The organism is Bowmanella dokdonensis (genome assembly GCF_017254865.1).
GTDB lineage: Bacteria > Pseudomonadota > Gammaproteobacteria > Enterobacterales > Alteromonadaceae > Bowmanella > Bowmanella dokdonensis.
Genome location: NZ_JAFKCV010000004.1, coordinates 128,473 through 148,895, shown reverse-complemented (window position 1 = coordinate 148,895; position 20,423 = coordinate 128,473). Strand labels below are relative to the sequence as shown.

Here is a 20,423-nt window from a genome sequence, read left to right as displayed (position 1 = left end):
GCAACGGGCGGGCATTATCTGGAACATTGTTAGAAAATTGGAACCTATGGTGATCATAATCATCAGTTATGGTAACCATAGCTTCCCTCCAACAGCTTGAGGCTGATAGGAATTTGCTGATTCAGTGTCCATTCTTACTACAGTCAATAGCGAAACTGTGAAGTTGACAGGCCCGAAGGACCTGGCGAACCCAGGGCAAATGGAAGATTTTGAACGAGCAGCATCTCATCCAGAAGCCTGGAATGGGCTCACCTGGAGTTTCGGACAGTTAGAACACCACAGGTATTTATAGAAATTGAACTGGCGATAAATAGAATGTTTTCTCCACCCTTCACCTGTATCTTGCCAGCCGCGCACTCGGTGACCGCATTATCAAAACGGATTTTGTAGCTGCCGGTGAAGGGTTGCATTTTTTTGCTATCACTTATTTTCATATAGGGCAGCGCTGAAAATTTTTTATACTTCATACCGTTATCAATATCCATCTGAATAGCAGAGCTCCCTGCAGCCAGGTTCGCGAATCGTATGGAAGCGGGTTGGTCCGGGCTGTGAGGCTCCAGGTCAATCATCCTATGTCTCATCTGGAATCGCGCTTTACTGATCATTTCATTACCCCCCAACGCATCCATCACTTGGGACAGAAATGACTTTTTCACCGATTGCGCGGCCAAGCCAAAAAACAACAATGCGTAATATTTGTCTCTGCCGACGATATATTCGAAAGAATCCAGTTCTTGCCCCTGGCTTTCCACAGTGAATTTGTACCGACCCGCATCCAGTAAAACAGGTTTATGCACCGTCTGTGGCTGCATCTGCACATGGTCACATTGTTGTTTCTTGCAGTAAGTCACCTTAAGGGGGTTTGGATTCTCAGTCACATTGACCCAATGCAATTGGCTGTCAGCCTGACACCATGCAGGCAAGGCAAAAAGGAATAATAACAGTGTTAAGACTCTCAATTTAACGGTACCTATCAAGCAAGAAGGGTCTGGCTAATAAAACCAGGATGGACATAATCAGCAAAACCAGCAGAGGTATAGGGTTAACTAAGGCCAGGCGCACCACTAATACGATGCCGATAATACCGATAATGACCAATGCCACCCACTGAAGCCATTTTATCGTGTGGGTATTTTTTAATGCGAGCCAGTTCACTACGCCAAAGGTAATCAGAAATATCAGGCTTGCTGCTTCGACGATTGAACTCAGGCCGCCTGTCACGGCCAACAGAGTGGCAAGAAGACCGATTAAGACGATGCCACGTGACGGAACATCTTTGGCGTTTCGATGTTCAAACCAACCGGGTAACTCCTTGTCCCTGGCAATCTTGAAGGTCAATTCACCGGTGGAGAACAACGTGGAGTTGATAGCCGCCGCAGTAGCAAACCCTGCGGCTATAGTTAATATCACCAGTCCGGTGATCCCCCAGGCATTTTGGGCGGCGATAGTCAGTGCGACCTGTTTCTGTTCGACTGCTTTCAAGGCACCGGCCAACATGGTTGCCCCCAAAGCCACAACGATATAGGTCGTAACAACGAAAATAGCTGCAGATACCAGTATAGGGACAAAGCTTTTACTGGCATTTTTTATTTTTTCGTACTCGTAAGTGAGTAACTGAAAGCCCTCATAGGAAACAAAAATCACAGCGGCACCGATAAGGGCATAAGCCGGTGTCTTAGGTTCCAGTCCTGTGGATAATTCCAAGCTATCCCACCGGGTAAGACCAAATACTCCCAGAATAAGCAAGATGGTCAGATTAGCACTAACGATGACGACTTCGACCGCGGTCATCTTGCCTAAGCCGAGCAGGTTGAGACCGGTGAGGCCGATACCCACGCCAATGGCCAGTATCCGGGTCAGCATGTCACCACCATCAAAAGCAAACGCCACATAGTGTCCGAATGCAAATATGTATAGGGCGATGGTCAGGGTATATCCAATAATCAGCAGCCATGACAGGGAACCTGCCAGAGACTCATGCTGCATTTCCTCCAGGAACTTAAATGCCCCACCCGAGCTTTGATATTTGTTGGATAACTTGGCGTAGCTATAGGCAGTGATGGCGGCGGCAATTCCTGCAATCAGAAAAGATAGCGATGCCCATTTTCCAGACAGGGATACCACCACACCCAAGGCGATATAGATGCCCCCACCGACCATACCTCCTGCTGCTAATGTCCATACCTTGACAGGACCAATTTGTTCTGATGATTTTGAGGAACCCATTGCTGCACATCCTTGAATTACAACAGTGATTTTTGTTCACCAGTATAGACCTTTGATATGTAACCACCCGGCGACCACCGTCCAGCCTTTCGTGAAACTCCACGGCAGGAGATAGTCGAGGTCGTTACCCGGCGTGATCTGGGGCTGGTCAATTTATTGGAAATCTCATCAAACTCATGGTGTTAAATCTGGGGAGGAGGTCAACCGCATTTCGGCCTACTGCTCCCGGGTGCCATTGCCACTGTCGGGATCAGGGTCCAGTTGCATTGACTCACAGGCCTGCACCAGCACCAGGTTTGTCACTTTGCTGACCAGTGATTCCAGGCCCAGGCTGAACTCATCGGTCACATTGTCTTCGCTGGCCCTGACAGGAAAAAATACCAGATCGGACTGGGCCGAACAGTCTTCCACCGTCTGCAGATCGACCCGATCCAGAGCTTCCACCTTCGCCTCGATGCGCACTTTGTCGAGATAGGTGCTGAAGATCTTCAGCACCTGATCCGGCGTATGTTTTTCCGCCTCGGTCAGAATACGAAGCTCGGCATGCTGCCAGCCCCTGGAGCGGGTGCAAAGGAAGGCGAACATCAACATCAATCTGGCGGTCGGGCCGCCCCGCCACCAGATATCAATCTGCCTGGCTTTGGAGGGGGCATCTGGTGCAAACAAGTGAGACTGTTCAGAAGCCAGGGCCACCAGGTTCATATTGGCCTTTATTACCTCGTGACAATTGGCGGCATAATCAGGGGGCCGATTGTCATAATGAGGATCGGCTGAGACAGACGTCCAGTGAATCACCACCGTATTGGCCCGGATCGGGCCGATACCGTAGGCATGGAGTATATGGCGCAGTCCGCTGCGAAAGTTTGTAGCCTGGGTCACCAGCGTAAAAGCCCGCACCCCGGCCTCCTCAATGGCATTATCGAATTGCGCCAACACTTCCTGCCGGTCCGGCTCCTGCTTGTTGTCGGGATTGAGAATCCGGGTGAGGGTAGTCAGGCCGCTTTGTCCCTCCAATACCGCAGAGAATGCCAGTAGCTGCCCATGGTGTTGAGGATCCTTGGCAAACACCAGGATATGGGGCCGCCAGTCGCCCGGATAGGGCTGCATCTGGTTCATCTCAAACAGGAGCTCGCGAATTCGCTTGAACAGGGCGCCGCGCTGATGATCGGTAAAGCTGCGCTGCTGATGGCTGCGCGCCAGATACTGATGCAGGCCAAACAGCACGGCTACGGCAATCAGGGACGCCACCCAGTCAATCGCCAGCATGGCGGCCACACAGCCTATTCCCCCAGCCAGGCTGATGCTTTTATGTGACCATTTAAAACGTGGCCGGAAAAAGGGGCTGTCCGAGTGCAAAGCAAAGAAGGTGGCATAGTTGAGCAGGGCGTAAGAGGCGAGAAAAAACATACTGATGATGGGCGCCAGCAGATTAAGCTCGCCGATGAGCACGCAAAGCAGCGCGATGACCGCCGAGGCAATGACCGCACGGCGGGGATTATTGTCCTGACCCTGTCCTTCAGCAAAAGGAGCCAGAAAAGGGATCAGCCTGTCGTCGCTCATCGCCTGCAAGACACGTGGCGCGCCCAGCATGGAAGCCATGGCAGAAGACAAAGTAGCAGCGATAACCGCTGCTGCAACAAGATAGGGCCAAAGCGCCACCTCCGCCATGATGTAGTAATCCTGCCTCAGCTGATCAGACGAGGCGCTGCCGGCCAGTATCAGCGCCACCAACAGGTAGATAAGGGCCGATGTTCCAATTGCAGCAAAAGTGCCCCTGGGGATTGCGTGGTTGGGGTCTTTGAGATCCCCGGACATATTCAGTCCCTGGGTAAAGCCGGTAATGGCCGGGAAAAACAGCGCAAAAGCCATCCAGAACTGGTTGTCTGACTCTGCCATGTTCCAGTTGCCTGCCAGTGTTTGCTGGCTGAAGGAGGCTATTCCACCGACAAAAAACGACAACAAGCCCGCTGCCACCACGGCCATCACCAGAAACTGCAGTTTTGTCGTCCAGTCGGCGCCCAGCCAGGCGAAGCCGAATAACAGGATGATCACCAGCGAAGCGAGCAGTCGCAGGCTCAGCCAGTCAGGTAGCGCAACCAGATGGGCCACTACTTCCGCCAGCCCCATCACATAAAAGGCCACAGAGATGGAAATGGACAAAAACAGCGTCAGTCCCAGTGCGCCACCAAACGCCGGACCAATAGTGCGGGAGATCACGTAGTAAAAGCCCCCTTCCTTGACCCGCATGTCGGTAGAGATAACGGCCAGTGACAGGCCGGTCAACTGACAGATGGCAAACGCCGCCGCCACAATAAGCAGGGTATCGGCCAGCCCTACCTGCCCCACCACAAAACCGGTGCGCAAAAACAGGATAATGCCGAGTATGGTCAGGATACTGGGAGTAAATACCCCGGCAAAGGTGCCGAACAAATGACGCTGGGGCCGGGCCCTGGTGCTGAGACTGTCGCCGGCTGACGTAGTGCTGTTCAATATCCCTGTCCTGCTGCCCATCCACTTGCCATTGAGGCTAGCATAGTCAAGCAGAAGCCGCCTGCGCCAGACAGGCTTCCCGAACCGGAAAACCCGGTGATCAATTTGTTACAGTCAACTTTTCCTATCCAGGGAAGATCTGGGGTTAAATAACCGGGTCCCAGCCGGAGAAACAAGTGATCTCAATAAGACAAGCCACCCAAGCAGATATCGATATCCTTTATGAACTCATCCTGGCCATTGCCCGGCATCATGGGCAGGAACAATTTGTAGTCACCAGCAAAGCCCAACTGCAGAGGGCCGGCTTTGGGCCCCATCCCAGATTCGGCGCCCTGTTAGCAGAAATCGACGGCGAAATTGCCGGCTACGCTTCCTTTACCTGGAACTATTCCATCTGGCTGGGCAGTGAATTGATGACACTGGACGATCTGTTTGTCTGGGATCGATTCCGGGGCCGGAAAATAGGTGAAGCCCTGATGCAGGAACTGAGCAATATCTGCCGGACCAGGGATATCCAGCGCATCAAGTGGGAAGTGCAGCAGGATAATCATCAGGCGATTAAATTTTACCGTCGCCTGGGGGCAGAAGTGGAACCCAAGGGGGTGTGCCGCTGGAATCTGCTCTGATCTTCCATACTGCAAATTGAGTCTGCGTCCCGGCTATTTTGCCCTTGTCTGCCTTACCGTCCAACGGCTAGAGTAACCGGCAGGATCAAACAGCAGAAACCGCCTCATGGATAAGTCAGCCTGCATCGCCAAAGTTGAAGACCTTTACCAGCGCGACTCACGGAAGGTATTTGCCACCCTGGTGCGGCTGCTCGGCGATTTTGAACTGGCCGAGGAAGCCATGCACGAAGCCTTTGCCGCGGCCCTGCAGCAGTGGCCTGAGCAGGGGTTGCCTCACAACCCGCTGGCCTGGCTGGTGTCCGCTGGCAAGTTCAAGGCCCTGGACGGTATTCGCCGCAAGCAGAAGTTCGGCCAGTTGCAGCCGGATTTGCAACGCCTGGCCGAGGAACTTGGCGAGCACCAGGAGTACATGGCCGAACAGGAAATAGAAGACGAACGGCTGCGACTGATCTTTACCTGCTGCCACCCGGCTATCGACGCCAGGATCCAGGTGCCCCTGACCCTGCGGGAGGTGTGCGGCCTGACTACCGAAGAGATCGCCAGCGCCTTTTTGACCCAGCCCGCCACACTGGCCCAGCGCATTGTGCGCGGCAAGGCCAAGATCCGCGACGCCCGTATTCCCTTTAAAATCCCGGAGCTTGCCGAACTGCCGGCCCGGCTGGACGCCGTGTTGTCGGTCATCTACCTGATTTTCAACGAAGGTTACTCAGCCTCAGCCGGCGATGCCGCCATTCGCCGGGACTTGTCAGATGAGGCAATTCGTCTGACCCGCCTGGTGCTGGAGTTGTTGCCCGACCCGGAAGTCATGGGTCTGTTGGCGCTGATGCTCTTGCATGAGAGTCGCCGGGCCGCCCGCACGGACGAAAACGGCGATCTGGTGCTGCTGGAGGATCAGGATCGCAGCGTATGGGACAGGCAAATGATCGAGGAAGGCAAGCAACTGGTCCGGCGGGCCCTGGCGACCCGTCGCTTCGGCTTCTATACCCTGCAGGCCGCCATTTCCGCTGTGCATGCGGATGCGGCCAGCCCCCAAGAGACGGACTGGCATCAGATCGTGGCCCTTTATTCCCTGCTGCTGCAGGTAGAGGACTCCCCCATTATTGCCCTGAACCGGGCAGTGGCCGTGGCCATGCGCGACGGACCCGGGGCAGGACTGGAAATTATCGACCAGTTGCTCAGGCATAAGGAACTGGCCCAATACCACCTGGCTTATTCTGCCAGAGGTGAATTGCTAAGGCGTTCGGGACAACCGCAACTGGCCAGGCAGGCTTATGCCCAGGCCCTAAGCCTGGCAAAACAGGCACCGGAGAGGCGCTTTTTGCAGGCCAGGCTGGCTGAACTGGACGCTTAGCGACCCGCTTTGCCCTTCGGCCGAACAGAAAGTTAAAAATTTCTTCTCCGGGTTGTCGATTTGTCGATGCACCGTTCGACTAGTCTGTGAAATCAACCAAATCGAACAAACAGGAGAATGAAAATGAAATTTGTCTGCCTGGGTTACCTGGACGAAAACAAGTTTGCCAACCTCAGCGAAGAAGAAGGCCAGAAGATGATGAACGCCTGCTTCGACTACGATGACGAGCTGCGCCGTAAGGGCCATTTTCTGGGCGGCGAGGCCCTGGACTGGTCACGTAAAGCGGTAACCCTGAGAACGAAAAACGGTCAGGTGGAAGTCACCGACGGTCCCTACGCCGAGACCAAAGAGATCCTCGGCGGCATCCTGCTGCTGGAGGCGCGCGATATCAACCATGCCATCAGCCTGATGTCGGCTCATCCGGGGGTGAAGGTCGGCCCGTTTGAGATCCGCCCGGCGGATGAACAGATAAACCGCCTGATTGCCGAGCGTGGCGCCAGGCTGAATACGGCCCAGGCCTGAATCTGACCGGTCCTCACCGGGCCGCACGTTACCCAAATTAAAAAGGACAGGAGAATCAATATGAAAGTTATGGTTATCGTCAAAGCCACCCCCAGCTCAGAAGCCGGGCAAATGCCTTCCCAGGAACTGATGGACGCCATGACCCGCTTCAACGAGGAGCTGGTCAAGGCGGGGATCATGGAATCAGGAGACGGTCTCAAACCCAGTTCAATAGGCAAGAGAGTGCGTTTTTCCGGCAGCAGCAGGGAGGTCATTGACGGCCCCTTTGCCGAGACCAAGGAGCTGATTGCCGGTTACTGGATATGGAACGTCAAGTCCATGGAGCAGGCGCTGGAATGGGTCAAACGTTGCCCTAATCCCATGCCTGAGGACTCGGAGATTGAAATCCGTCCCCATTATGAGATGGCCGATTTTGCCGAGGCCGATCCGGATGGGCAAGTCGCCCAGCGCGAGGAAGTCATGCGCAACAAACTGGCCGGCAAGGGCGCCAGCATCACCCCTTATTTGTTCTTTAACGGCCAGAGTGAAGAAGCGCTCAGTTTTTACCAGCAGACCGTGGGGGCAGAAGTAAAGGAAATGCTGAGGTTCAGCGACAGTCCCGATCCCATGCCGGAGGGAATGCTGCCGCCCGGCTACGAGAATAAGATCATGCATGGAGAGTTCAGGATTGGCGATAACCTGATTTATGTCTCCGATGGTTGTGGTCCGGACGAACAGATGAGCGGCTTTCGTTTGAATCTGACCCTGAACAACCAGGCCGACGCGGATCGCCTGTTTACCGCCCTGGCCGAAGGCGGCAAAGTGGATATGCCCCTGGGACCCACCTTCTGGTCGCCTTGTTTCGGCATGGTCACCGACAAGTTCAACCTGGGCTGGATGATCATGGTTCCCCCTGCAGAGGAGCAATAGGATGAACAGCACAGCAAAGCCCACTGATGATAAACAGATCATCCGCCAGCTGATGCAGGACTGGTCCAACGCCCTGGAAGCCAAAGATGTGCAGGGCCTGACCCGGAACTATCTGCCCGACGCCCTGCTGTTTGACGCCATTCCGCCCTATAAGACACAGGGAGTGGAGGCGATTCGGCAGGCCTGGGAGCATTGTTTGCCCTGTTTTCCCGAGCAATTTCGCTCCGAGCACCGGGACGTCGACATTCAGGTGGGGGGCGACACCGCCTTTGCCAGTTGCCTGCACCGCTTTGTGACCGAACCTGCAGATCACCCCGCCGGACAGTCATGGATGCGGGTCACTCTGGGTTACCGGCGGGTGAACGGGCAGTGGATGGTGGCGCACGAGCATGTGTCCATGCCTTTTAATCCCATGAACAACCAGGTGTGGCAGATTAAAGATCCGGATAATCTCAATGATATGCCGGACTATTCACAGGCCAGTTGAAAAAGACCAACAAGGAGACAAGCAATGCAATATATGTTGTTGATTTATGGCGATGAAAATAGCTGGACCGAGCAGGAGCGCGAGGAGTGCATGCTGGAGTCGATGAAGATCACCGACGAGCTGGCGGCCCAGGGCAAGTACATTGCCGCGTCGCCGCTGCACCCGGTCAGCATGGCCACCAGCTTGCGGGTCAGGGACGGTAAGCGGCAGATTACCGATGGCCCCTTTGCCGAAACTACCGAACAACTGGGCGGTTACTACCTGATCGATGTGGCCGATCTGGATGAGGCGCTGGCCATTGCCAGCCGCCTGCCACCGGCCAAAAAGGGCACGGTGGAGATAAGACCCCTGTTTCCGCTGCCGGAGCCTAACTGAACCGGAGGTATGCATCATGAGTATGGAAAAACGCCAGGTGCAGGGCATTGAGCGCCAGATAAGCTCCCTTGACGACTGGCGGCAGGCCCACAGCAGGCAACTGGCCATGGAGAAAGCCCATACCAGGGCAGGCGACATACTGGCCGCCGAGCGGCGACGGTTGCCCTGGCTGGAAGTCAGCCCCCACTACCGGTTTGAGGGCGAAAACGGCCCCATGGTGCTGAGCGACTTATTTGCCGGCCGCCGGCAACTTATCGTCTATCACCATATGCTCAGACCCGGCGATCCCTCTCCTTGTAGCGGATGCAGCATGGTGGGCGATCAGATGCCCCACCTGGCGCATCTGCATGCCCGGGACACTTCCCTGGTCTTCGTTTCCAGGGCGCCAATCGACGAGATAGGCGCATTCAGGCAGAAGATGGGCTGGCAGTTTCCCTGGTTCAGCACGGATGACAGCTTCAATGCCGATATGGATGTCACCAACGGCTTTGGCCTGAATGTGTTCTACCGGGCGGGGAAACAGGTCTATCGCACCTACTATACCTCAGGCAGAGGAGTGGAAATGCTGGGTACCCCCTGGGCTTTGCTGGACCTGACCCCATTGGGGCGCCAGGAATACTGGGAAGCGTCGCCACCGGGCACCCCGCAAAGCGCGCCGTACCAATGGTGGCGACTGCACTACGAGTATGCCGGTACCAGCCAGCAACAGAGCCGGGAAGTGGTAGAGGAAGTTCGTCCCGCCAGAGCCTGGCGCACCCTGTTTGTGATGTGATACAGGCAAGCTGAAGCCCTGTATTGGAGATGGAGTGAACGCTGTATACCTGTTTGACTGGGGCGATACCCTGATGATGGATATACCCGGTCTGGCAGGCCCAATGTGTGACTGGCCAAGGGTTGAGACGGTACCGGGCGCAAGAGAGGCGTTGCAGTGCCTTGCCGCCCGCGCCCGGCTGTATCTGGCCACCGGCGCCAGGGATTCGACCGAGGCGCAGATCCGCCGTGCGTTGTTCCGGGTGGGACTGGACGCCTGCCTGTCGGGGTACTTTTGCCAGGCCAACCTGGGCATTGGCAAGGGCAGCGCCGATTTTTACCTGGAAATTGTGCACCGGCTGCAGGTGCCCCCCCAACAGGTCACTATGGTGGGTGATTCCCTGGAAAAGGATATTCTGCCCGCCCTTGAAGCCGGCCTGCAGGCCATCTGGTTTAACCCTGATGGGCAACAGGCGAAGCTACCGGCGTCCTGTCGGCAGATCACCTCCCTGGTACAGCTTTGCACCGGCCCCTGAGAATCGGGGCTAATCACTGAAGTTTTTACATAATCGGGTAATTTTTGCTGTCGTTGGTCTGTGTGGCCCCTGTGTATATGGGGACAACAGCCTGTGGGGCCGCTGTCTTCATTTGAACCGACACTGGCATGCCATTTGCCTCAGTTAACTCAAGGAGAAGCGTGAAAACGCCCGCAAACAGCCAGCCGGAGTAGGTTTGAACTTGAAGCTGCACTGAAGAGGTTGATGAACGACGCCCCACAGGGGCAGTGTTATTCCGGGCTGGCTTGGTTCAATTCAATCAGTAGAAAGGAGACTGAACAATGAACAATCAAAACTTGAAGTTACTCTCGGTAGCTGGCGGTATCGCACTGATTACCGCAGGCTTTGCGCCCCAGGCCATGGCCAATGAAGACAGCAAGGAAGAACTCCAGGAAGCCAAAGATACGCTCAGAGAGGCCAAAACCATGGTGCAGGCAATGAAGGCTGACTCAGACGTTCAGCAAGCCATGCAAAGTGCCAAGGCGGTATTTCTGGTACCCAACTATGGTCGGGCCGCCCTGCTTGTTGGCGGCGCCGGAGGTGAAGGCGTACTGCTGGTCAAACAGGATGACAAGAAGTCTTCCGGCTATTCCGACCAGAATCCGGACAGTCAGGCTACTTACAGCGACAGGCAAACCGGGAACAACTCCCAATACGCCAATCGCTCCACTGACAAGGAAACCTTGTACGCGGACCGGAACGCCAAAAGCCAGGGCAAAGCCGATATGAACGGCTGGAGCCAACCCATGTTCTACGATATGGGCGCCATTAACGCAGGCGCGGAAATCGGTGTGGAAGCCGGCCAGATTGCCATGCTGTTGATGACCGATGAAGCTCTGGAGACCTTTACCCAGGAGAACAATTTCTCTTTGAATGCAGATGCCGGACTGACCATTATTGATTATTCAGAACGTGCCCAGGCCACCGCAGGTAAAGGCGACATCGTCATCTGGTCCGACACTGAAGGAGCTTATGCAGGCCTGTCGGTCAGCATTGAAGGAATTAGTTGGGACGAGGAGGAGAACAATGCCTTTTACGGTCGGGACGTCAGTCCTGATGCAGTAATGCTGGGTAACGTTCGCCACAACCATCATAATCCTTTGAACTCTTCCATGCCTGGTACCAGGTAAAACCAAAAAGGGTGCCTTGCGCACCCTTTTTCTTTTCCACAGATATCCTCTGACCTTGGGATAACAGCGGTGTTCTAGAACTTTTCCTTGGCCTTTTCCCAGGCATCGGCCAGTCGCTCGTAAGCGTCAGAAAAGCCTTCCTTGATTTCATCCCAGGCCGGTTCTGAGCTGGTTTTCATGCTGCCATACCATTCTGCCAGCTTGACCCTTTGTTCACGCAGTTTGTCGAGCATTGCGCTGCGCTCATCCCGGGTTTCCTCATCCAGCTCATCCCACTGATCTTCAAGCTGGTCTTCGAGCTTGTCGATGCGCTCGTCCAGTTTGGCCAGCGCTTCGGCGGTTTCCTTCACGGCCTTGTCTTTCTGTTCGGCGGAGTAATCCTTGATTTGCTCCAGCAATTCCCGTGACTCACGCTGGATCTCTTCGATATTGGAATTTTTATCTTCACCTGCCCAGGCCTGAGCGGTGGTGGCCAGCATCATGGCGGCCAGAATACTGATGGATCTGTTCATGTTCTCTCCCGAAGGCGTGACTGACTCGCTGATAAGCCAGTAGATGGACTATATATGGGGACAAAAGTTGCATTTTAAGCCATAACCCAGATGGGGATGGGGTCGGCAAGTACAGGGAAGGAATATTTTATTCCTCTTTCTTTGGCAGTCAGACGAGATTGAAGCGGGATAGTGAACCCAGGTCCGTTTCATTAAACGGCTTGCCAGCCGGGAAAAAGGACAAAACTGATCCTTAGCCTGTTGCTATTGACGCCATTGCCGTAAGATAATTTATTCCAATTGAACGCCCGTACAGGAGCCATGATGTCAGCACCAGCCGAATCTCCCTACCAGCTCAGACAACGCATTCGCCGGGGACAGCACCAGGGCAATACATCGGGCCTGGCCGCCGGTTTTGTGCAGTGCAACCTGGCTATCCTGCCGGTCGATTATGCCGATGAGTTCCTGCGCTTCTGCCAGCTCAATCCCCGGCCCTGTCCGCTGATTGCGGTGTCGTCCAAACCCGGGGAGTTTATGCTGCCCGAGGTGGGCGAGGATGTGGATATCCGTACCGATGTACCGGCCTATCAGCTGTTTGAGAAGGGCGAGCCCACCAGGCAGGTACAGGATTTGAGCAGTCATTGGCGCGACGATCTGGTGACCTTTATGCTGGGCTGTTCCTTCTCCTTCGAAGAAGCCCTGCTGGCCGACGGCCTGGAAATTCGCAATATCAGCGAAAAGGTCAATGTACCCATGTACCGCACCAGCCTGCCCTGTAAGCAGGCCGGGCGCTTTTCCGGCAATATGGTGGTCAGCATGCGTCCCATGAAACCCGCCGACGCCATCCGCGCCATTCAGATTTGCAGCCGTTTCCCGGCGGTGCATGGGGCCCCGGTGCACTTTGGTGATCCGGCGCAGATTGGCATCAGTGATATCAACCAACCGGATTTTGGCGATGCGGTCAGCATTCACGAGGGCGAGGTACCGGTATTCTGGGCCTGCGGGGTTACCCCGCAACTGGCCATCCGCGAGGCCAAACCACCTTTTTGCATCACTCACAGCCCAGGCTGTATGCTGGTAACTGACCTGCTGAACAGCAAATTGTCGGTATTTTAGGATCTGCACTATGTTACTGAATTGCGATTTGGGCGAAAGCTACGGCAACTGGACCATGGGCCTGGATGACCAGGTCATGCCCTTTATCGATCAGGCCAATATCGCCTGTGGCTTTCATGCGGGGGACCCCCAGGTGATGGCCAGAACACTGAAGCTGGCCAAACAACATGGGGTGCAAATTGGCGCCCATCCTGCCTACCCTGATCTGCAGGGGTTCGGCCGGCGCAGCATGCCCCATACTCACCAGGAACTGGTGAATATGCTGCATTATCAAATGGGCGCCCTGTCCGCCATGGCCAGGGCTCAGGGGATGCAACTGACCTATGTCAAACCCCATGGGGCCCTGTACAACGATATGATGGCCAGCGACAAAATCTTTCAGGCGGTGCTGGATGCCCTGGCCAGTTTCCCGGAAACACTTAAACTGATGCTGCTGGCCAGTGGCGATGCCGACAGTTACCGGGCCACAGCCAAAGAAGCCGGCGTCGAATTGCTATTCGAAGCCTTTGCCGATCGCCGCTATCTGGACAACGGCCACCTGACCCCGCGCAGCGAACCGGATGCGGTATTGGACTCAGAGCAGGTGCTGGCCCAGGTCAAACTGCTGGCCAGGGAAGGGGTGGTGATCACCCGCAGCGGTAAGCGTCTGGCCCTGAATCCCGATACCCTGTGCGTGCACGGTGACAATCCCCATGCCGTGGCCATGGTCAGACAGATTCGCGATCTGTTGCCAAGATGAGCCGTTATCCCCATATTGAACCTGCCGGTGAAGGGGCCCTGATCCTGTATCTGGGCGAGCAGGCCAACGAGCAGGTGGCTAACCGGATTGCCGCCCTGTTACCCATCATCGGCCGGAAACTGGGATCGGCCCTGGTGGATCTTGTCCCCTCCTACAACTCTGTTCTGGTCCAGTATCAACCATTGGTAAGCGATCACTTCCAGGTAAGTGCCTGGCTGCAGGAGGCGCTGGATACACCGGCGAAGGAAGACAATAAACAGGGCAAGCTTGTGGAGTTACCCGTCTATTACAGCGAACAGAGCGGCCCGGATTTATCACGACTGGCCAGGCAAGCCGGCCTTGCCATTGAAGAGGTTATCACCCTGCACCAGCAGGGGGAGTACCGGGTCTTTGCCATAGGTTTTGCACCCGGTTTTGCCTACCTGGGCGAAGTGGATAAGCGCATTGCCGCCCCGCGCCTGGCCACGCCACGTAAAAAAGTGCCCAAGGGGGCGGTGGCCATTGCCGACCGGCAGACCGCAGTCTATCCAGCCCCCTCCCCCGGCGGCTGGAACCTGATTGGCCTTTGCCCGACCCCTATGTTCGACCCCAACGCCAGCCCCCCAATGCCGGTCCAGGTGGGCGACAGGGTCAGGTTCAGGGCCATTGACGAGCAAAGCTTTATTGAACTCGGCGGCAAACTGGAGACGTTCGAATGAGCCTGAAGGTCACCGCTGCGGGACTAATGAGTCTGCTGATGGATGCAGGTCGCTTCGGTAAGGCTTCCCTGGGCCTGACTCAGGGTGGGCCGGTGGATCCCTTTGCCTTCGAGCTGGCCAACCATCTTGTGGGCAATGAGTCCAATACCACGGCCATCGAAGTGACACTGGGGGGGCTGAGCCTGCAGGCCCAGACAGACTGCGTGGTTTCCGTCACCGGCGCCGGGTTGCCGGTCAAACTCAATGGCCGGGACAGCCCCATGTGGCGCGCCTTTGTCGTCAGAGCCGGTGAAAGCCTGGAACTGGGCCAGCCGGAGTCGGCCCTGCGGTCTTACGTGGCGGTACAGGGCGGTTTTGCCGTCACACCGCAATTCGGCAGCACCAGTACGGTTATGCGTGAAGGCATTGGCGGACTGAATGGCAATAAGCTGCAGACGGGGGACTTGCTCCCTTTGGGTAAGCCACAGCGCTTGCACAGCCTGGCATTAGCGGAGCCGGATATTCCTGCTTACTCCGCCAATCCGGTGCTGCGACTGATCCCAGGCTACCAGTTTAAGCAGTTCTCAGCCGTTAACCGCGCGCTGTTTTTTGCCAGTGAATACGAGATCACCGGCCAGGCCGATCGCATGGGCTATCGTCTGAAGGGTCAGGGAGTGGCGGCGGATATTCAGGGCATGCTCTCTGAGGGCATCAGCCTGGGAGCGGTGCAGGTACCGGCCGACGGCCAGCCTATAGTTTTGCTCAATGACCGTCAGACCATCGGCGGCTACCCCAAGCTCGGCAATGTGCTGTCCCTGGATTGCACCAGTCTGGCCCAATGCCGACCCGGAACCAAAGTCAGTTTTGAGGCCATCAGCATGGAGCAGGCCCACAACCTGCTGCACCTGCACCGGGCGTTTAAACAGCGCCTGTTGGAACAACTGGAGCCGGTAGATGCCTGAGTCCCTGCAAAAGCTCAGCCGCGAGCTGGAAGATCTGCTGGTGGCCCGTAACCTGCGCGGCATGCGGCAGCTGCAACTTGCCCTGAAGCCCGGCTATCTGCTGCGCAGCGCACGCCTGATTCAGGATAATCCTGGCACTGTGCTCATCGGCACCGGCTTTCCGGTGACCCATACGTTTGAAACTGACGGCCCGGTAGGGGCCATTGCCCTGTATCAGGGCCTGTCCGCTATCGGTTGCAAACCCGTGCTGGTGTGCGGAGAGCCCTTATACAGCGCGCTGGTAGGGCAGTATGACTGTTTGCGTATCCGTGATAATGAACTGGAGCAGGCTCCACGGCAAACCCGCGAGTTGCTGGACGAATACCGGCCCAGCCTGATTATATCCATCGAGCGGCCTGGCCTGTCGGCCCAGGGCCGCTATTTCAATATGCGTGGCGAGGACATTACCGAGCGCTGCGCCTGTTTTGATTATTTTGTCACCGACTCGGACCTGCCCAGCATCGGCATAGGCGATGGCGGCAATGAAATCGGCATGGGCAAGGTGTTTAATGCCCTGCAGGCGTTGTCGATCATCCCTTCACGCACCGCCTGCGACGAGTTGGTGGTGGCCGATGTGTCCAACTGGGCGGCTTACGGCATCCTGGCCATGCTCGGCAAGTTGCGTGGTGAGGATCTGCTGGCTGACATACAGCCCCTGGCCATCCTGGAGTACCTGTCGGCTCTGGGCAGCGTGGATGGAGTGACCCGGGAAAACACCCTGACGGAAGACAGCCTGTGCTTCAGCGCCGGCCAGGCCCTGCTTGAGCAGATCCGCGCCATCAGCAATGGGGTCAATGTTCAACCCTGACTGTCAGACTCTGACAAGTTTCGCCACTCAATGCGCTAAATCCGCCAGATAGTTATCTGGTTGACCACTCCCGCAACGCATCAAAACTCTAAATCGTTGTTTTTTCTAAATTTAATTCCTGGCCCGAGGATTGCCATGCAGATAAACCATCGGAATCACCGATTGGCCAAACAGCACTGATAACAATAAGGAAACCCTATGCTAAAGACTCTGTTTCGCAATCAACACGACCAACTGCGCAGCGGCTGGTGGATTGCTATTTTCGTGGCCATACTGGCAGCCAGTCGCTTCGCCTATGGCCCGGTTAAAAGCGGTCTGCTGGAAACCGGTCTGGCGGACAAATGGCTGGAGCCCCTGCCCTTCATACTGATCCTGCTGGTGACCTGGGCCTGCACCCGGTTGCGGGGGGAGCCGCTTAAAAGCGTCGGCTTTGTCCTGGACCGTCGCTGGATAAGGGAGTTTGGGGCAGGCACCCTGCTCGGCGCGACGCTGATGGCGCTGATAGTCGCAATCATCTGGGCCACCGGCGGGGTCAGCCTGGCTCTGGATCCCCAGCGCAGTCTGGATGCTTTGTGCTATGGCCTGTTTATGTTCTTGTGCGTGGCCCTGTTCGAAGAAACCCTGTTTCGCGGCTTTGTGTTTCAGCGTCTGATTGAGGGTATCGGCCTCTGGCCGGCACAACTTGCCCTGGCCATGCTGTTTGCCGCCGGACACTGGGACAATCCGGATATGCAGGGCACGACTCTGATGATTGCCTCACTGGATCTGGCCATCGGCGCCATGCTGCTGGGTCTGGCCTACGTCCGTACCGGTAGTCTGGCTCTGCCGGTGGGTATCCATCTGGGCTGGAACTGGGCCCAGGGTCATGTGCTGGGCTTCGGTGTCAGCGGCTACGGTCAGCAGGGTTGGTTTACGCCCGAGTTTGCCGATAAGGCCGAATGGCTGACCGGTGGACAGTTTGGTCCCGAAGCCAGCGTGTTTGCACTGCTGGTGGATAGCCTAATGCTGCTGGTTTTATGGCGCTGGAAGGGCAGCCGTGCCGCTGCCAATCCTCCGGCAAAGCCCTCCTTCACATCCCCAGCCATCCAAGGTTAACCTGCCGGGCGGGTTCCCCGCCTTTTTTATTTCCAAAGCCTTTCGGGGCGCATTTTTGTTCATTGGTCGAATTGAACTTTCCCGCCAATCAATAGACAAATAAAATATTCAAAACTGTAACATTAATGTACAGATTTATTCTGTACTATGTGGTTCCCAATAACGGTCAGGAGTATTCAGCATGTCATTGTCACTGGAACAACTCAGAGCCTTTGCTGCAGCTGTGGAAGCGGGCAGTTTTTCCGGTGCCGCCCGCAAACTGGGCAAGGCGCAGTCCTCAGTCAGTGGGCTGATTATCAGCATGGAAAACAGCATGGGTATCCCATTGTTTGACCGCAGCAAGCGCTCCCCGAGGCTTACCGAAGCCGGCATGGCACTGATCAACGATGTCAACGCGGTTCTGGCCAGCCATCAAAATCTGAGACAAACCGTTTCCTCGGTCAGCAAGCCCATCGCCTGAGCCGATTAAAACCAACTGGCCTGCCGGGCGCTGGCTTCCATACTGTGAAGCCTTGCATATGCCCGGGAGCCAGACCTTGAAACCCTTAACTCTTCCCCTGTTATCCGCAGCCCTGTTTTGCACCCCATGGTGCATCGCCCAAGCAAACGAGCCGATCCATCAGCAAAGTCTTCAGTGGCTGAACAAGCCTTACCGGGTGGGAGAAGCCGAGCAGTGCATGAACTGGACCCGGAAAGTGCTGAAAGCCGCCTGCGGTGAGCAGTTTGCAAGCCTGGAAACGCAAACCCCCTGGGACAAACATCTGCTGGGGGAGGATGACCAGTTGCTGCCCGAGCACGCCGACTCACTGGCCAGTGAGGAATTTGGTATCCGGTTGTCCCGCATCGAAGACCTGCAGCCCGGCGATCTGGTATTTCTGCACAATACTTACGGCAACTGGGCCGAAGGGGTGATCACCCATGTGGGCATTGCGGTAGGAGAGGGTCAGTATATCCATCGTATGACCTCCAATCAGGGGCTGGTGAAGATTCAACCTATCCCCGGGCAATCCTTTAACGGCGCCATCCGGTTAAAAGCCGAACTCTGCCCGGGCAATTAAAACAGTCGGGTAAGCTGATTATGGGGGTTGGCATCGCCGGTCAGGGACAGGGGATCCAGCCATACCTGTTGCAGAATTTTATCCGCTGGCAGGCTTATCGATACCTCAGCCCGTTTAGGATCAGACCGCCAGATATCCGCCCGCAACACGCTGTCCTGCCAACTGCCATCAGTAAACATCAGTCTTACCGGCACCGGTGACGGCAAACTGCCCAGATTGGCCAGGGTCAGGCTAAGTTGGGATCCCCCGGCTTGGGCTTTATCCAGCCGGTCCTGCTGGCGGTCACTGAAGCGGCTGTGGGGATCCTGCAGTTCCGGTTGCCTGTCTTCCAAAGCCCTTCCCGAGCTTAACGACACCTGCGGCCAGTCATACTCCATCAGCCAAGCGGGATCGGTTGCCTGCTGATCCGAAAGCTGCACGCTGGCGTCAAGCAGGGTCAAATCCACAAAGGCGGGCTCGAAGAACCACCCCCGCCAGAACCAGTCCAGTTGCAGGTCGCTGCGATGGCCGATAAAGCGGATAAAATCGGTAAAGGTGGCGGTTTTGCCACGCCAGACGCGGACAAAGTCGGCCAGCATGGCATCAAAATCTTCAGCCCCCACCACTAACTGCCTGAGCACCACCAGGGCCACCGCCGGGATATGGTAATGGCTGTCCAGTTTGCTGGTCAGCTGTTCAGCATCAGTGACAGGCGCCTGATGGGTTGCAGAGCGCATCAGAGAGCCTGCTTTATAGGGCTGGCCGTAGAAACTCTGAAAGTTGGCACTCCACTGCTGCTCCAGCCTGAATGCCAGATAGCTGGCCATCCCCTCGTCGAAGAAACCTTCACGACGCTCATCCAGATTGACCTGCATGGGCAGCCATTCATGGGCCACTTCATGGAGTATACCGCCAATCACGTCGTATTTTTGGGTGCGGCTGTACTCCGGGGACGGCCCCGGTACCGGCGCATCCGGGCCGCGAAAGCCCACCAGTTTCAGGCCCGGATATTCCATGCCCAGACCGGCGATATTCACTATATGCTGAGTGGAAAGATCAGGCGGTCCCAGCCACGCAGACAGCGTCTTAAAACCATGACCAGCAGCGGCCAGGGCGTATTGGTGCCACAGCCAGCGCCCCGAATCCGGGTAGAGCACACTGAGGCGCAGACCGTCCGGTTGAGTGTCCAGTCGCTGTACCTGCCAGACCATATCCCTGGCCAGCACAAAGGCAAAGTCCCGCTGGTTATCTGATCGAAAATGCCAGGGGGCAGGGCTGCTGAACTGCCAGGGCTGGTCTGGTCCAAACAGGGTCAGGGGTTGATGACCGGCAGTCTGCCATTTATGAAACACAGCGTCTGGCAGGTTTTGCCTTGCGGAGAGCCACCGGGCCCCCGCCACCACCAGATAATCGGCCGGTGCATGGATGGTCACCTTAAAATCTGCCCGCTCCAGGCTGAATTCGGCATTTTTGATATAGGGGGCCAACTGCCAGCCATCTACGCCGTAATAAAGCAGGCGCGGATACCACTGGGTCACTGCCAGTACCCGGGTTATGCCATGACTGGCTTCATAGCCGCCCCGGGGGGATAAAGGATGCGCCCGGGAGACCAGTTGCAGATCCCAGTTGAGGGTCAGTTGAATACTCCCGCCTGGCTCAAGGGGCTTTGACAACAGGACACTGATCAGGGTGTCCTGCCAGTCAATTTTAAGCGGCTGGCCCTGCGCATCCACAATCTTTAGCTTGCTGGTACCGCCGTTTTCCGAGGCCTGTTGCGCCAGCGTCTGACGGGCCAGACTGCCTTTGGCAAAACGTTGCTGTGGCAGTTCAAACCACAGTACCTTGAGGGTATCAGGTGAACGGTTCTGGTAGGTGAGTGTCGCGCTGGCCGTCAGAGCGTTGTCCCGGGTACTGAGGGTAACTTCTATGACATAGTCAACCTGCTGTTGCCAGTAATCTGCCCTGGGCAACCCTTGTTCTGTGCCTTGCGTAGCTGGCAGCGATAACGGGGCGAAAGGATCGGCAAAAGAAAATCC

At 56.1% G+C, this 20,423-nt stretch carries 22 protein-coding genes; 17 read left to right on the top strand and 5 right to left on the bottom strand.

The window, feature by feature from the left end:
* Nucleotides 1-248: 248 nt before the first annotated feature.
* The 3 genes from J0A66_RS08760 to J0A66_RS08750 form a co-directional block, all read right to left on the bottom strand.
* Nucleotides 249-959, bottom strand: a complete 711-nt coding sequence (locus tag J0A66_RS08760) for a hypothetical protein (protein ID WP_206573423.1) — start codon at nucleotides 957-959, stop codon at nucleotides 249-251.
* A 1-nt stretch (nucleotide 960) separates the two neighbouring features.
* Entirely contained in the window at nucleotides 961-2,226 is a 1,266-nt protein-coding gene (locus J0A66_RS08755) for an APC family permease (RefSeq protein ID WP_206573422.1), read from the bottom strand.
* Between the two features lie 216 nt (nucleotides 2,227-2,442).
* On the bottom strand, nucleotides 2,443-4,716 hold the full coding sequence (locus J0A66_RS08750; protein WP_206573421.1) for an amino acid permease: 2,274 nt from the start codon (nucleotides 4,714-4,716) through the stop codon (nucleotides 2,443-2,445).
* A gap of 176 nt (nucleotides 4,717-4,892) precedes the next feature.
* Here J0A66_RS08750 and J0A66_RS08745 point away from each other — a divergent pair, with 176 nt between their 5' ends.
* The 9 genes from J0A66_RS08745 (at nucleotide 4,893) to J0A66_RS08705 (ending at nucleotide 11,423) form a co-directional block, all read left to right on the top strand.
* Complete coding sequence (locus tag J0A66_RS08745; RefSeq protein WP_206573420.1) at nucleotides 4,893-5,342, top strand: GNAT family N-acetyltransferase; 450 nt, start codon at nucleotides 4,893-4,895, stop codon at nucleotides 5,340-5,342.
* A gap of 106 nt (nucleotides 5,343-5,448) precedes the next feature.
* Complete coding sequence (locus J0A66_RS08740) at nucleotides 5,449-6,693, top strand: RNA polymerase sigma factor (RefSeq protein ID WP_206573419.1); 1,245 nt, start codon at nucleotides 5,449-5,451, stop codon at nucleotides 6,691-6,693.
* 123 nt (nucleotides 6,694-6,816) lie between these two features.
* Nucleotides 6,817-7,215 carry a YciI family protein gene (locus tag J0A66_RS08735; protein ID WP_206573418.1) on the top strand — a complete coding sequence of 133 codons (399 nt, stop codon included), beginning with the start codon at nucleotides 6,817-6,819 and terminating at the stop codon, nucleotides 7,213-7,215.
* Nucleotides 7,216-7,275: 60 nt separating this feature from the next.
* Nucleotides 7,276-8,124 (top strand): YciI family protein, encoded by an 849-nt coding sequence (locus J0A66_RS08730; RefSeq protein ID WP_206573417.1) that lies wholly within the window; start codon nucleotides 7,276-7,278, stop codon nucleotides 8,122-8,124.
* A 1-nt stretch (nucleotide 8,125) separates the two neighbouring features.
* Nucleotides 8,126-8,611, top strand: a complete 486-nt coding sequence (locus J0A66_RS08725) for a YybH family protein (RefSeq protein ID WP_206573416.1) — start codon at nucleotides 8,126-8,128, stop codon at nucleotides 8,609-8,611.
* A 24-nt stretch (nucleotides 8,612-8,635) separates the two neighbouring features.
* Complete coding sequence (locus J0A66_RS08720; protein ID WP_206573415.1) at nucleotides 8,636-8,986, top strand: YciI family protein; 351 nt, start codon at nucleotides 8,636-8,638, stop codon at nucleotides 8,984-8,986.
* Between the two features lie 16 nt (nucleotides 8,987-9,002).
* Nucleotides 9,003-9,758 (top strand): DUF899 domain-containing protein, encoded by a 756-nt coding sequence (locus J0A66_RS08715; protein ID WP_206573414.1) that lies wholly within the window; start codon nucleotides 9,003-9,005, stop codon nucleotides 9,756-9,758.
* Nucleotides 9,759-9,792: 34 nt separating this feature from the next.
* Nucleotides 9,793-10,272 carry an HAD family hydrolase gene (locus J0A66_RS08710; protein ID WP_338143876.1) on the top strand — a complete coding sequence of 160 codons (480 nt, stop codon included), beginning with the start codon at nucleotides 9,793-9,795 and terminating at the stop codon, nucleotides 10,270-10,272.
* A 302-nt stretch (nucleotides 10,273-10,574) separates the two neighbouring features.
* Nucleotides 10,575-11,423 (top strand): lipid-binding SYLF domain-containing protein, encoded by an 849-nt coding sequence (locus J0A66_RS08705; RefSeq protein WP_206573413.1) that lies wholly within the window; start codon nucleotides 10,575-10,577, stop codon nucleotides 11,421-11,423.
* Between the two features lie 74 nt (nucleotides 11,424-11,497).
* On the opposite strand, the gene J0A66_RS08700 is transcribed toward J0A66_RS08705, so the two are convergent.
* Nucleotides 11,498-11,935: a sll1863 family stress response protein gene (locus J0A66_RS08700; protein ID WP_206573412.1), complete on the bottom strand. Its 438-nt coding sequence runs from the start codon at nucleotides 11,933-11,935 to the stop codon at nucleotides 11,498-11,500.
* A gap of 303 nt (nucleotides 11,936-12,238) precedes the next feature.
* Here J0A66_RS08700 and J0A66_RS08695 point away from each other — a divergent pair, with 303 nt between their 5' ends.
* From J0A66_RS08695 to J0A66_RS08660, 8 genes are all read left to right on the top strand, one after another.
* Nucleotides 12,239-13,030, top strand: coding sequence for a putative hydro-lyase (locus tag J0A66_RS08695; RefSeq protein WP_241264106.1), 792 nt, complete (start codon nucleotides 12,239-12,241; stop codon nucleotides 13,028-13,030).
* Nucleotides 13,031-13,040: 10 nt separating this feature from the next.
* Nucleotides 13,041-13,769 (top strand): 5-oxoprolinase subunit PxpA, encoded by a 729-nt coding sequence (locus J0A66_RS08690; RefSeq protein WP_206573410.1) that lies wholly within the window; start codon nucleotides 13,041-13,043, stop codon nucleotides 13,767-13,769.
* A complete protein-coding gene (gene pxpB / locus J0A66_RS08685; protein WP_206573409.1) occupies nucleotides 13,766-14,467 on the top strand; it encodes a 5-oxoprolinase subunit PxpB in 702 nt (233 codons plus the stop codon). The genes J0A66_RS08690 and pxpB overlap by 4 nt, the downstream gene beginning before the upstream one ends.
* On the top strand, nucleotides 14,464-15,408 hold the full coding sequence (locus tag J0A66_RS08680) for a 5-oxoprolinase subunit C family protein (RefSeq protein ID WP_206573408.1): 945 nt from the start codon (nucleotides 14,464-14,466) through the stop codon (nucleotides 15,406-15,408). The genes pxpB and J0A66_RS08680 overlap by 4 nt, the downstream gene beginning before the upstream one ends.
* Entirely contained in the window at nucleotides 15,401-16,255 is an 855-nt protein-coding gene (locus J0A66_RS08675) for a DUF4392 domain-containing protein (RefSeq protein WP_206573407.1), read from the top strand. Before J0A66_RS08680 ends, J0A66_RS08675 begins: the two co-directional genes overlap by 8 nt.
* Before the next feature lie 198 nt (nucleotides 16,256-16,453).
* Nucleotides 16,454-17,350, top strand: coding sequence for a CPBP family intramembrane glutamic endopeptidase (locus J0A66_RS08670; RefSeq protein ID WP_206573406.1), 897 nt, complete (start codon nucleotides 16,454-16,456; stop codon nucleotides 17,348-17,350).
* A gap of 181 nt (nucleotides 17,351-17,531) precedes the next feature.
* Nucleotides 17,532-17,810, top strand: a complete 279-nt coding sequence (locus J0A66_RS08665; RefSeq protein ID WP_206573405.1) for a LysR family transcriptional regulator — start codon at nucleotides 17,532-17,534, stop codon at nucleotides 17,808-17,810.
* 76 nt (nucleotides 17,811-17,886) lie between these two features.
* Nucleotides 17,887-18,408 carry a C40 family peptidase gene (locus J0A66_RS08660; RefSeq protein ID WP_206573404.1) on the top strand — a complete coding sequence of 174 codons (522 nt, stop codon included), beginning with the start codon at nucleotides 17,887-17,889 and terminating at the stop codon, nucleotides 18,406-18,408.
* On the opposite strand, the gene J0A66_RS08655 is transcribed toward J0A66_RS08660, so the two are convergent.
* The gene (locus tag J0A66_RS08655) at nucleotides 18,405-20,357 is read right to left on the bottom strand and encodes a M1 family aminopeptidase (RefSeq protein ID WP_206573403.1); all 1,953 of its coding nucleotides are present in this window, start codon (nucleotides 20,355-20,357) and stop codon (nucleotides 18,405-18,407) included. The genes J0A66_RS08660 and J0A66_RS08655 overlap by 4 nt on opposite strands.
* Between the last annotated feature and the right edge of the window lie 66 nt (nucleotides 20,358-20,423).